Origin of the sequence: Allocatelliglobosispora scoriae (assembly GCF_014204945.1) — a bacterium.
In the GTDB taxonomy this organism is placed as follows: domain Bacteria; phylum Actinomycetota; class Actinomycetes; order Mycobacteriales; family Micromonosporaceae; genus Allocatelliglobosispora; species Allocatelliglobosispora scoriae.
The window spans coordinates 4,246,242-4,258,774 of record NZ_JACHMN010000002.1 but is presented as its reverse complement, the minus strand read 5'-3'; the positions used below and the strand labels follow the sequence as shown (position 1 = coordinate 4,258,774).

The window sequence follows — 12,533 nt, the reverse complement described above, 5'->3', positions numbered from 1 at the left end:
GCCCTGGTGCAGGAAGTATGTCGGCTGGCGTTTGTGAACAAGTGCACAGGCAAACGCGTTTATGCGCTTGTCCGCGCACTTTCGCGGTTTTGCGCTCACGAAACTGCAGATTCAAGGACAGGGGGACGTAAGTCACTCGCCGTCACGCACTGCGCGCCAGATAGCTGCCAAAACTCAGGGGTTCCGCGATCACTCCGGCACCACTAAGGTCGAAACCGGACTTACCGCTCCAAACTCCCCCGGAGGCGGACTTGACCACGCAACTCGACTCTGACGTCATGCTCATCGCACGCGTACGTGAAGGAGATTCGGAAGCCTTCGGCGAGCTCTACACGCGGCATGTGACCTCGGCCCGGCGCCTCGCCCACGTGCTCTCCGGCAACACCTCGGACGCGGAGGACCTCGTCGCCGAGGCCTTCACCAAGGTGCTCGCCGGGCTGCGCGGCGGCGGCGGACCGGAGCAGGCTTTCCGGGCCTACCTGCTGACGACGGTGCGGCACGTCCGCTACGACCGCGCCCGGCGGGAGAAACGAGTCGAGACGACCGACGACATCGAGTCGTTCGAGCAGGCGGTGGAGGGTGAGATCGACCCGACGATCGACGCACTCGAGCGCTCCTACGCCGCACGGGCCTTCTCCAAACTGCCGGAGCGCTGGCGCGCGGTGCTCTGGCACACCGAGGTCGAGGGTGAGAGCCCGGCTCAGGTCGCGCCGCTGCTCGGGCTGACCGCCAACGCCGTCGCCGCCCTCGCCTACCGGGCCCGGGAGCGGCTGCGGCAGGGGTACCTCGCCGAGCACATCACGCTCACCGGTTCCCCGCGCTGCCACTGGACCGGCGAGCACCTGCCCGGCTATGTCCGGGCGGGCCTGGCCGGTCGGGAGCGCTCCAAAGTAGAGGACCACCTCTCCGAGTGCGCCGAGTGCCGCCGCCTGCACCGCGAGCTGACCGAGGCGAACGTGGGCTTACGGGGAGTGCTCGCCCCTATCCTGTTGGGCGCCGCCGCGCCCGGCTATCTCGCCGGCGCATCAGCCAAGGTCGGCATCGCCGCGTGGTTCACGGGTCTCACCGCGACCGTCGTCGGCACGGCCAAGACAGCCTGGTGGTGGCTGAGCACCCTGCCGACCCGGCTGGCGCAGCGTTACGGAGGCGGCAACGTCGCGGCGGCGGCGGGCATCCTCCTCGCGGCGTTCCTCGGCATCTCCATCTTCACCGGTATCGCGATGATGCAGCCCAGCGGGCCGCGCTACTCGGCGCAACTCCCGCTGCCCGCACCCGCGCAGACGCCGCCGGTGGTGCCACCGCCGATCGAGCCGCAGCCCAGCCAGCCGGTGATGAAGCCGGTGCTGCCGCCGACCAGGCTCACGCCGACGAAATCCACCCGGCCCACACCGGCTCCGACCAGGACCGATCCGGCCAGGCCCGGTCCGACCAAGGGTCCGGTGCCCGCTGCACCGGTGGCGCTGCGGCCGGACATCTCCGCCGGGGACCTCGTCGCCGGGTCGCCGGGCACCCTGCCGATCACGGTCGGCGGACGCGGCGAATCAACCACCGAATCAACAACTCTTGAAGAGTTGGTCCTAAAGCCGGCGGCGCCCCTGAAGCCGACGGCTGCCCTGGAGCCGGCAGCGGCTGCAGAGCCGGCCGCGGTTTCGAAGCAGGCCGCTGCGCCGTGGACGTTGCGGGTGAGCTTTCCGCAGGGCGTGGTGCTCGCGGGGAAGCAGGCCGGTGACGGATGGGTCTGCGCTGCTGCGCCCTCGGGGGCGACCTGCACGCGGAAGCGGACCACCTCCGGGAGCACGGCGCGGCTGCCGATCCGGGTCGCCGCCGAGGTCACGGGTTACCAGAAGATCGTTGCGAACGTCGACGACGTGGTCCGGGAGTTCCGGGTGCCGATCGCACCGGCCGGGATGCGGGTCGCCTATGCGGGCACCGGTCGGCTCGCCGTCGCGCTCGCGGGAAACACCCTCGTGAGCTGCGCTGATCGGCCGGCGTGTCTGCGTACCGACAATAATCTGCTGCCGATGAGCCCGCTGCTGCCGACGGTCGGTGAGCCCGACGCGCCTGCGGGGTTGGCGAAGGTCGCGGCCCCGGCGGGGCCGAAGGCCGTGAGCGGCGCGCAGCTCGACCTGCCCAAAGGCGCCAAGGTGCGCTGGGCCGGTCTCACCCTGGTGACCGGCGGCCGGACCGCGCCCGACCTGGTCGTGCTGCACGGACCGAGCGGCGAGTGGCAGCCCCAGCGGCTCAAGGTCACCAAGGGCAGCGGGCCTCGGGCATCGATGAACGGGTTCGCCGACGTGACCGCGCTGCTGCGGCGGGGCGAGGGCGGCAACTGGTGGGTCGCCGCAGCGGCGAAGCAGCTCCCCAAGGGCGCGGCCGCATACGCGGGCTGGACGCTGGCGGTCGCCTACGAGCTGCCCGGCGCCCCGGTGGTCGAGGTCGCCGTGCACCTCGGGCAGGTCGCGCTCCAGGGCAAGACCCCGCTGTCGGTACGCGTTCCCGCCGACCACCAGACCTCGGTCGGGTATGCCATCTTCGACGGCGACCGGAACCTCCTCGGCGACACCCTGTCCCTGGGCAGCCGGGTCGTCGGAGAACCCGGCAACCTCGCCAACGGCACCTCGACCAGCGCCAACGCCCTCCTCTGCGCCGCGATCACCGGCACCTGCCCGTGGCGTACCCCGGGGTTGGACATCGACAGCCATGCGGGCGTCGTCGACTCGACGGGTGTGATCTCCCTCAAGGCCGGCGATGATCCATTCGTATTGGGCCTGCTAGCGGTATCTACCCGGATCGGGACGGTAGAAGCGCCTTCCGGCCGGATTGGGTAGGCTCGGTGCGTGTCCACCCTGACCAGCCCGCCCCCGCCGTCCGCACCCGCACCCGCGCGGGAGGCCGGGCTGATCGCCGGGCTCTATGACCGGTTCAGCCATCTGGTGCATGAGCTGGGCAAGTTCGGTGTCGTCGGCGGGCTCTGCTTCGGCGTCGACTTCGGGCTCAACGCGATCCTGCTCGCCCAGGGCGTCGAGGACCTGGCGGCGAAGGCGATCTCCACCACGATCGCGGCGACCCTCGCCTTCGCGGGCAACCGCTACTGGACCTGGCGCGACCGGGAGAGCTCCGGCCTGGGCCGGGAGTACGCGCTCTACTTCTTCTTCAACCTCGTCGGCCTGGGCATCGCCCTCATCTGCGTGGCGATCTCGAAATACGGCCTGGGCGGCATCTGGCCCGAGGTCTTCGACACGAAGCTCGCCAGCCTGATCGCGGGAAGTGTCGTCGGCAACGTCTTCGGGACGATTTTCCGGTTCTGGGCTTATCGCCGCTTTGTCTTCCTGGCCCCGAACGCTGCCCCCGTGACCGAAGAGGCGTGACCTGGCCCGCACTTGGCTGCTGGATGTCTCGGTTCACCGATGTTCGCGTAAGGTTTGACGCGTGCGTCTTGTCCAGTACCTGCCGGAGCGCTGGCAGAAGCTCGCTCACGAACTCGTGAAGTTCGGCGCAGTGGGCGTCTTGAACACGTTGATCAACCTCGCTGTGTTCAATGCCCTGCTGCTGAGCATCGACAACGTCGGCCGGCTCAAGGCCAACATGGTGGCGACGGTCGTCGCGACGGTTTTCGCCTACTTCATGAACCGGCACTGGACCTTCAAGGACCGGCCGAGCGGGCACTCCACCCGCCGCGAATTCGTGCTCTTCTTCGTCTTCAACCTGATCGGCCTGGGCATCGAGTCCGCGCTGCTCGGCGGCACCGTCTACCTGCTCGGCCTGACGGGCATCATCGCCGTCAACATCGCGAAGATGGTCGGCCTCGTGCTCGGCACGGCGTTCCGCTTCTGGTCCTACCGGACATTCGTCTTCACCAGTCCGACGATCACCGCGCACATCCCGGAGCCGCTGTCCGAGGAGGCGGCGCTGCTGGCCGCCGTCGCGGTCACCGGTCAGCTCTCGAATGAGAACGAGTTCGAGGAGCTCACGGATGAGCTGGAGCGGGAGCTGGAGAAGAAGTCGGCCGCCGCACCGCAGCGCCCGACCCTGCGCAAGCGTCCCGCCAAGTCTTCGCGCTGAGCCTTCGCGCTGAGAAGGCCTCTCGGACTTGAGTCTTCGCAGCTCTCGGTGCCCCGGACCGGGACACCGAGAGCTGATCTGACTGACCGACGCTTGACCAGCGCCTAAGCCGACGGGGTGACCGGCTTGGCCCGCTCGTCGTCGTTGAAGCTGTGTGCATCGCGGTCGCGCTCGACGATCTCGTAGAGGCGGGTCTGCACCTTCTCCACGTTGGGGATGTCGTTGAGCACGGACTGGCCGCGCTCGCCCGCCGACTCGATGGTCAGCGTGCCGCAGCTCAGCATCCGCTCGACGAAGGACTGGGACATCGAGTGGTCGTTGATCCGGCTCACCGGAATGTCACGACGGTCGCGGGAGAAGACGCCGGTCTGCAGCAGCACCCGCTCGTTGGTGAAGACGTAGTGTGTCGTCTTCCAGACCAGCCACGGCCACACCGTCAGCCAGAAGACCAGGATCAGTCCGATGGCGGCGGCGATGTAGACGGGGATGTCACCGCCGATCCAGATCGCGGTCGCTGCGACGCCGGCGATAGCCGCCACCAGCACGACGACGGGCCAGATCAGAGCCTTCCAGTGAGGGTGGAGATGCATGTCGACATGCTCACCCTCGGTGAGAATGTCCTCGGGAAATGCCACGAGCCCTACCTCCTAGCGAATACGTACGCGCCGAGGCTAGTGCCTGCCGTCCAGTCCCGCCTCATGCGGTCGGACATGGATAACATCGGCCGCCGCGACGGCTTGCCGGGCACCGCTCGCATCGATGATCACCAGCCGACCGTCGGCGTCCACCGTGTCGGCGAGCCCGATGATCTCGCCACCACTCTCGCCGCCGCCGGGTATCACGGCCCTGACCTGCTGACCGATCGTCCCGCAGCAGCCCAGGTAGGCCTCGCGCAGCCCGGACGCCACCGGGTCCCCGCCCATCGAGTTCCAGATCACCGCCCATTCGGCGAGCCCGCGCAGGATCGCTTCGAGCAGAGCGGCCCGGTTCGCCCGGCCGTCATCGGCACCGGCGAGCAGCAGCGAGGTGGGAGCCAGCCCGGTCGGACCGGTCGGCAGCTCCTCCTCGGTCAGCGAGACGTTGAGGCCGATCCCGATCACCACGCCGTCCGGCACCGCCTCGGCGAGGATGCCGGCACACTTGCGTCCCCCCACGAGCAGATCGTTCGGCCACTTCAGCTCGGCGTCGAGGGCTGCGGTCCCGCGTACCGCATGAGCAAGCGCGACGCCCGCGAGCAGCGGAAGCCACCCCCAGCGCGCGACCGGGACGGCCGGGCGCAGCAGGACCGAGAACATGAGCCCGGCTCCGGCCGGTGATTCCCAGGACCGGTCGAGGCGGCCCCGGCCCGCGGTCTGGCGCTCGGCGGTGACGACGAGGCCCTCCGGCGCACCGCGACGGGCGGCTTCGGCGACGTCGGCGTTGGTCGAGCCGGTCTCGGTCACGGCGTGTAACCGCCATCCGGCGGGGAGGGTCAGGTCCATCGGGTCCAGGGGTGCTCGCAATCTCACACCGTCAGGCTGTCACAAGCCTGCTGAACGATCGCTAATATCAGCCGCATGACGTCCGCTGTTGATCCTCATACGACCGCAGGCAAGCTCGCGGAGCTGGCCTCCCGTGCCGAGGAGGCCGTTCACGCGGGCTCCGCCCGGGCTGTGGAGAAGCAGCACGCGCGCGGCAAGAAGACCGCGCGGGAGCGGATCGAGCTGCTGCTCGACCCGGATTCGTTCGTCGAGCTCGACGAGCTCGCCCGGCACCGGTCGATCGCCTTCGGCCTGGAGAAGACCCGGCCCTACGGCGACGGTGTCGTGACCGGCTACGGCACGATCGACGGTCGGCCCGTCTGCGTCTTCGCGCAGGACTTCACCGTCTTCGGCGGCTCGCTCGGCGAGGTCTTCGGCGAGAAGATCGTCAAGGTGATGGAGCTGGCGATGAAGACCGGCTGCCCGGTCATCGGCATCAACGACTCCGGCGGCGCCCGGATTCAGGAGGGCGTGGTCAGCCTCGGCCTCTACGGAGAGATCTTCTTCCGCAACGTCCGGGCCAGCGGGGTCATCCCGCAGATCTCCCTCGTCATGGGCCCGTGCGCGGGCGGGGCCGTGTACTCACCCGCCGTCACCGACTTCACCGTCATGGTCGACCAGACGAGCCACATGTTCATCACCGGTCCCGACGTGATCAAGACGGTGACCGGCGAAGACGTCGGCATGGAGGAGCTCGGCGGCGCCCGGACCCACAACACGAAGTCGGGCAACGCGCACTACCTCGCCACCGACGAGGAGGACGCGATCGACTACGTCAAGGCGTTGCTCGCGCACCTGCCGTCCAACAACATGGACGCCGCCCCCGCGCTGCCCGTCGTGGCCTCGCTGGAGTCGTCCGAGTCGGACCTCGCGCTGGACACGCTGATCCCGGACTCCGCCAACCAGCCCTACGACATCCATGCCGTCATCGAGGCGGTGGTCGACGAGGGAGACTTCCTCGAGGTCCACTCGCTCTACGCGCAGAACATCGTCGTCGGGTTCGGGCGGGTCGAGGGGCGGCCGGTCGGGATCGTCGCCAACCAGCCGCTGCACTTCGCCGGCACGCTCGACATCGCGGCGAGCGAGAAGGCGGCTCGCTTCGTGCGCACATGTGATGCGTTCAACCTGCCGGTGCTCACGTTCGTCGACGTACCCGGGTTCCTTCCGGGCACCGGGCAGGAGTGGGACGGGATCATCCGCCGTGGCGCCAAGCTGATCTACGCGTACGCCGAGGCCACCGTCCCGAAGATCACCGTGATCACGAGGAAGGCGTACGGCGGCGCATACGACGTGATGGGCTCCAAGCACCTCGGTGCCGATCTCAACTTCGCCTGGCCGACCGCGCAGATCGCCGTCATGGGGGCGCAGGGAGCCGTCAACATCCTCTACCGGTCCGAGCTGGCTTCGGCCGCCGATCCGGTGGCGGAGCGGGCCAGGTTCATCACGGAGTATGAGGACACGCTCGCCAACCCGTATATCGCTGCCGAGCGGGGATACATCGACGCCGTCATCCAGCCGTCGTCGACCCGGGCGCAGATCGTGCGCGGGCTGCGGGTGCTGCGCAACAAGCGGGAGACGCTGCCGCCGAAGAAGCACGGCAACATCCCGCTGTAGCCGCTCCTGCTCCCCAGCCGCTCCTGCTCCCTTCCTAGTTCAGCCTTGCTGCCGCCTTGATGGCGATCTTGCGTAGCTCGGTGTCGGTGAGGCCGTGGCCGGTCACCGTGGCGACGAGGTCGTCGCGGCGGACCACGGCCGTCCACCACTCCGTCGGCTCCTCGTACGGCCAGATCTCCGTGCTGTGCACCAACAATGCCTCCTGCCCCGCGAAGTCCACCTCGACGATGGAGTGGCTGTGCAGGCTCGCGATGTGCTCGTACCGGCCGCAGTTCTGCACAACCCCGCGCACGTCGTCGAGTGCCTCGGCCGACCAGCCCGGCGGGTAGAGCTCGATCAACGCCTGGACCAAGCGGCCCGCGCGCCCCTGACTGAAGGCCGTGCCGCGGACCGCGAGCCGCCGCCGCTGCGCCGGATAATCGGCGTCGTGATAGCCGACGCAGTCCCGCAGCGCGAAGCTCCAGCCGGACGACGCGGGTAGCGCCACCTCGTCCCAGCCCGCCCCGCCGAGGTCCCGCCTGGTCACGAGCATCCGGTCCGGGATTCCGGTATTCTCGTCGACCGTCGCCGCCCGACCGCTCTGGCTCGCCGATCTCCCATCGGCCGCGCGCGGTGCTCCCGGCTCGCACGCCGCAAGACCCAACACCAACACCGCGACGGGTACGGCCACAAAGCGCTTCACTCGGTAAGAACGACCAAAACCGGCAATCGGGTACTGAGGGGTCGCCACGAGTGGGCGCCTTTCGATACGCTTTCGGCCGACGGGGGCTGCACTGGGCGGTAGTGCGGGCGGGGAGGTCAGCATGGTCCACGACGCTGGCGGTGGCGGTGGATCCACCAGCCGTTGGACAAATTGGAACGACAAGGATGTCCCGACGATCTGGGGTTACATCGGCCAACTCGACCTTGATCCGATGTGGACGCACTCGGCCGGCTGGACCAAGACCCACGAGCTGGCGAGCGCAAACCTTTACCGGCTCAAGGACTTCCGTAGCAAGCTCGCAACGGCGTGGCCACCGGAGAAGAGTGAGGCTGCCCGGGTCTATGTCGCGAAGCTCGACGAGCTCATCGCCAATGTAGAGGCGGTCTTCGACTCCGCGGTGATCAACAAGGCGAGCGCCAGCGATATGGCGCTGAGCCTTGGGCTCGCCAAGGGGAAGCTGAAGCCGCTCTATGAGGAGTATCAGGCGAATGCTGCCCGCCAGGTAACCTATGATAATAAGCTAGCGACGAAGAAGCAGGAGCTGCTGGAGCGGTTCGGGCATCAGCAGAATCTGGGCTACGTACAGGCAATTAGCCTCTGGCAGCAGCGGAACCGCAACCCGGGGGTAGCTGGACGCCAGCAGGAGATCACAACCGAGGCACGCGGGATCATGTGGGGCGTCAGCACAGATCTGAGCTCAGCCAACAGCAGAATGGTCGTCCCACCGACATACACACCGCCCACAGGTCGCGCACGAGACCGCGACGAACCCGGCAATGGTGGCAGCGATGGTGCCGGACTCATTCCACCCTTCATCCCCGCACCGATTACGGTGCACGAGCCGACGCCGCACCCGCACGGCGGTGGCCCGATCCTCAGCGGCGCCACACCATCGCCCACGACACCTCCCGGCGGTATTCCGTCTCCGATCGGCGGCCTACCGGCACCGCCTCCCCTTCCTGGAGGACCCGGAGCTGCGCCTCCCCTACCGATCCCGCCTGGCGGAGTCATCGGTGGCAGCACACGACAGAACAGTGGCATGACCGGCGGTGTCATCGGTGGTGCTGCCGGACGGACTCCAGCAGCCACAGGTAGCCGCATGGTCAATCCTGTCGGCGGCGTAATCAGCGGTTTGACTGCCGGACGCTCTGGCGCCACACCGTCAAATGCTGGCGTGCGAGGTGGAGTATCGCACGGATTGCCTCTTGGCGCAGGCGCAAGGGTCGACTCACGCAGCTCCAAGCAGGAACAACGCGGTTGGGACCCCGAAAACCCTTGGGAGGTCGCCGAAGGAGTGGCCCCGGTCATTGAGGCACCCGCAGAGCCGGGCCCTATCGATCCCGGTCCGTCGATTGGCCGCCGATGAAACGCATCCTCGCCGCCTCACTGGTTGCATCACTCAGCTTTGCGACACTGCTCCCCGCCGTTCCTTCCTATGCGGATGCGACGCGCGATCGGCAGTGGTTCGCCACCGCATTGCGGTTCGCTGAAGTTCATCAGATCACACAGGGCAACGGCGTCATCGTCGCCGTGATCGACTCTGGAGTAGAGCAAGATCATCCGGATCTCATCGGCAACGTGTTACCCGGCACGGATATCGTTGCCGGTGGCGCCGGTAACGGATGGGGCGACAAGTCAGGCCATGGAACCGGCATGGCTGGATTGATTGCCGCTCATGGACACGGGAGCGGCGGCAAGGACGGCGCCCTAGGCGTCGCACCGAAGGCGCGGATTCTACCGATCCGTGTCTTCATCAACGACAACGAACCCATACCCGGCAATTTCTATGCAAAGGCCATAGATTGGGCGGTTGCCCACGGTGCCAAGATTATTTCGATCTCCGCCAACACTGCCGGAGGCGACTTCGAAGCGGTGAAGAGAGCTCACGCGGCCGGCGTCATCGTCGTCGGCAGCGCCGGGAACGCACCTGACGATTCATTCGTCGCGGCACCGGCGAGCTACGACGGATTCGCGCTCGCGGTTGGTGGCACAGATCGCAATGGGAATCACTGGACTAAGTCCGTGACCGGCAAGGCCCTCGACATTGCCGCGCCCGCAGTCGACATAACTTCCACCAGCAGCAGTAACTCCTATCGAACCGGAACTGGCACCAGCGACTCGGCTGCGATCATCGCGGGCGCGCTAGCTCTCATCTGGTCGAGGTACCCCACCCTCAGCCGTGACGAGGTCATCTACCGGCTCTTGGCTACAGCTGTTGACAAGGGGACCAGAGGCAAGGACGAGCAGACTGGTAACGGTCTCGTCGACATCGTCGCCGCGCTAACCGCAGATGCCGTTCTTCCTTCGCCGTCTATAACTTCGCGTGAGACCGGCAGCCTCAGCGTCACAGCACCGACCAGCACGGCTGAGGCGCCGACACAGCCGGATGGCGTCGGCGCGTCGATCATCCTCATGGCGATCGCTTGCCTGCTTGTCATAGCCGTCATGGCCATCGTCGCCGTCGCTCGTCGGCGGCGGAACCGGAAGTCCTAGGAGAAGCAATGGCCATTTCGGAGGAAGACCTCGGACCTCGCTGGCTGCGAGACTACGGCGACGTCAACGTCGACGTGGCTACTCTACTTAAGTTTGGCAACTCGCTCATCGCCGAGCTCGATCTGGACTACAAGCCGCATGCAATGAAGATATTCGATGACATGAGCGTCCCGGACGGCTATTCCTCAGCGGAGTTCTTCGAGCTCGTCGACGCCCTCGCCACTCATCGAACGGTCCGTGTCGAGACAACCACCAGTCTCGCCCGACACGCGGACGGGATCTTCGCCTTTGGCAGCGCGGCCAAGGAGATCAGCAACAATTACGGTGAGGCCGACGCGTATTCAGGCGCGAAGGTCGGCTATGTCGAACGGCTCATGGCGGATGCGCCCGCCGCTCGCGACGATGGCAGCACACAGCCGAGCAGCACCGCAATACCGATCCTGCCGACGACGCAGGTACCGGCGACCACCGGCAGCACCGACAACTCCGGCACAACCGCGCTCGGACCGGATGGAAAGCCGCTGTACTAACTGCCTAGGGCCGCCGATGGTACCTGTTGCGCCGCGGCCTGCGCTGACGGTCGACATAGGCAGGTGGGATCAGCTCCGGCAATCCGTCCGAAGCAATCCGCACCTGCCAGTGCCCCTGGTGAATCACCCGGTGGTGGTGACCGCAGAACGCAGCCCCGTTGTCCCGATCCGTGCCACCGCCATGCTGCCACTGGGCGACATGGTGAATATCCGTCCAGCGCGGCGGCCGGTCACACCCCGGGAACACGCATCCACGATCCCGCAGCAGGATCGCCTTACGTGCGGCTCCCGTCCACGCCCGCCGCTCCCGACCCAGATCCAGTACCGAGCCGGTCCCGTCCATCACACCCGGCAGAAGACCGCAGTCGCACGCGATCCGTCGCACCGCCTCCGGCGACAACCGCTCCCCCGTCTCCAGGGTCCCGGCCTTCAGCTGCCCGGTCAGCACGTCGAACTCCGCCATCACTGCCAACTGCGGCCGCTCGCCGCCGTTGTCGGGCAGATCCCCGGTCGCCAGCGCGAGGCGGCACACATCGACGAGAGCATCGGCGCGTCGCTGCGTCGGCGAGCGGTCATCGACCACATCCGACTCTGCCGGTCCGCCCTCGGCAACCGATGACTCGGCAGAGGCACCCGAACGCAGTCGGGACCGCCCTGGGGCGCAGAGCGGATCGATCGCCGCCCGCACAATCGCCGCGCTCTCACCGTCGAGCCATCCGGAGACCTTCACCCGACCGGTCAAGTGATCAGATGACAGGTTGAAGGCTCGCGCGTTGTAGGCCCGCTCTTCCTGCTTGCGCAGCAACTCCGCCTCCCGTGCCTCGGAGGCCTCGGGATCGACCGTGTCGAGAATCCGCCGACCCAGGGTGGAGAGGGTCACCGGATCATGGATGGCGGCGAACTCGACCAGCTGCGCTTCAGCCTTATGCCGCGTCTCCGCATCCAACTCACCGGGGAGCTCACGCACCGCGGCAGCGATCGCCAGCACCTGATCAGCATTGACCGCACCGTCAGCCAGCGCCGCCGACGCGGCCGGAGCGTCGTGTTCGGCCTCGACGGCCAGCTTCACCAACCGCGCTGCCGACGGACCGGCGAGCAGATATCGCGCCTTCAGCCATGCCAGGGTCGACGACGCGCCCAACTTCTTCGCCAGCCCGCGCCCGTCGATCTCACGCACCAGCCCGGCCTGAACCGCCGCCAGGCGCGACACGGCCACCATCACTGCGTCGGCCGACTCGACCAGCTCGTCGTCGGAGAGGTAGATCGGCGAGCTCACGGAACAGGCATCCAAGCCCAAGCCCAGCTCAACGACCCCCGTCATCACGCTCACCACATTAGAACGCCCGTACGACAACAATCCCTCACGACCGATCGGGCACACCTCTGGCAGGATGAACGCCATGAGTGATGATGTGATCACCGTTCTGCGGGGCAACCCCACCACCGATGAGATCGCCGCGCTGGTGGGCGTACTCGTCGGATGGGCTGGAGCACGGACCGAGCCGGCCGCGCCGACGGCGGTCTCCGCCTGGTGGGCCAGCGGTCTTCCCAGCGCATCGGCGACTCGCGGTCCGGACGCCTGGCGCGTCAGCGGTCTGCCCAGGTGACCGG

At 67.5% G+C, this 12,533-nt stretch carries 12 protein-coding genes; 8 read left to right on the top strand and 4 right to left on the bottom strand.

Going from position 1 to position 12,533, the window contains the following annotated elements:
• The first annotated feature begins 278 nt into the window (after positions 1–278).
• From F4553_RS24970 to F4553_RS24960, 3 genes are all read left to right on the top strand, one after another.
• Positions 279–2,828: a sigma-70 family RNA polymerase sigma factor gene (locus F4553_RS24970; protein WP_184839832.1), complete on the top strand. Its 2,550-nt coding sequence runs from the start codon at positions 279–281 to the stop codon at positions 2,826–2,828.
• Positions 2,829–2,837: 9 nt separating this feature from the next.
• The gene (locus F4553_RS24965) at positions 2,838–3,368 is read left to right on the top strand and encodes a GtrA family protein (protein ID WP_184839830.1); all 531 of its coding nucleotides are present in this window, start codon (positions 2,838–2,840) and stop codon (positions 3,366–3,368) included.
• Between the two features lie 61 nt (positions 3,369–3,429).
• Positions 3,430–4,062: a GtrA family protein gene (locus F4553_RS24960; protein WP_184839828.1), complete on the top strand. Its 633-nt coding sequence runs from the start codon at positions 3,430–3,432 to the stop codon at positions 4,060–4,062.
• A 104-nt stretch (positions 4,063–4,166) separates the two neighbouring features.
• Here the strand turns inward: F4553_RS24960 and F4553_RS24955 are convergent, their stop codons facing one another.
• Complete coding sequence (locus F4553_RS24955; protein WP_184839826.1) at positions 4,167–4,697, bottom strand: PH domain-containing protein; 531 nt, start codon at positions 4,695–4,697, stop codon at positions 4,167–4,169.
• 36 nt (positions 4,698–4,733) lie between these two features.
• Positions 4,734–5,543, bottom strand: coding sequence for a biotin--[acetyl-CoA-carboxylase] ligase (locus tag F4553_RS24950; RefSeq protein WP_184841199.1), 810 nt, complete (start codon positions 5,541–5,543; stop codon positions 4,734–4,736).
• A 75-nt stretch (positions 5,544–5,618) separates the two neighbouring features.
• On the opposite strand from F4553_RS24950, the gene F4553_RS24945 reads away from it, so the two are divergent.
• Positions 5,619–7,196, top strand: coding sequence for an acyl-CoA carboxylase subunit beta (locus F4553_RS24945; protein ID WP_184839824.1), 1,578 nt, complete (start codon positions 5,619–5,621; stop codon positions 7,194–7,196).
• A 34-nt stretch (positions 7,197–7,230) separates the two neighbouring features.
• On the opposite strand, the gene F4553_RS24940 is transcribed toward F4553_RS24945, so the two are convergent.
• Entirely contained in the window at positions 7,231–7,878 is a 648-nt protein-coding gene (locus F4553_RS24940; protein ID WP_184839823.1) for a hypothetical protein, read from the bottom strand.
• A 121-nt stretch (positions 7,879–7,999) separates the two neighbouring features.
• Here F4553_RS24940 and F4553_RS24935 point away from each other — a divergent pair, with 121 nt between their 5' ends.
• The 3 genes from F4553_RS24935 to F4553_RS24925 are packed head-to-tail and all read left to right on the top strand — an operon-like array spanning position 8,000 to position 10,922.
• Positions 8,000–9,265: a coiled-coil domain-containing protein gene (locus tag F4553_RS24935; protein WP_184839821.1), complete on the top strand. Its 1,266-nt coding sequence runs from the start codon at positions 8,000–8,002 to the stop codon at positions 9,263–9,265.
• Positions 9,262–10,392, top strand: coding sequence for a S8 family serine peptidase (locus tag F4553_RS24930; protein WP_184839819.1), 1,131 nt, complete (start codon positions 9,262–9,264; stop codon positions 10,390–10,392). The genes F4553_RS24935 and F4553_RS24930 overlap by 4 nt, the downstream gene beginning before the upstream one ends.
• An 8-nt stretch (positions 10,393–10,400) precedes the next feature.
• On the top strand, positions 10,401–10,922 hold the full coding sequence (locus F4553_RS24925; RefSeq protein WP_184839817.1) for a hypothetical protein: 522 nt from the start codon (positions 10,401–10,403) through the stop codon (positions 10,920–10,922).
• A gap of 4 nt (positions 10,923–10,926) precedes the next feature.
• Here F4553_RS24925 and F4553_RS24920 read toward each other — a convergent pair whose 3' ends face one another.
• Positions 10,927–12,324, bottom strand: a complete 1,398-nt coding sequence (locus F4553_RS24920) for an HNH endonuclease signature motif containing protein (RefSeq protein WP_246466523.1) — start codon at positions 12,322–12,324, stop codon at positions 10,927–10,929.
• Between F4553_RS24920 and F4553_RS24915 the strand changes: the two genes are divergently transcribed.
• Entirely contained in the window at positions 12,323–12,529 is a 207-nt protein-coding gene (locus F4553_RS24915; protein ID WP_246466521.1) for an acyl-CoA carboxylase subunit epsilon, read from the top strand. The two genes, F4553_RS24920 and F4553_RS24915, sit on opposite strands and share 2 nt — an antisense overlap.
• Positions 12,530–12,533 lie beyond the last annotated feature (4 nt).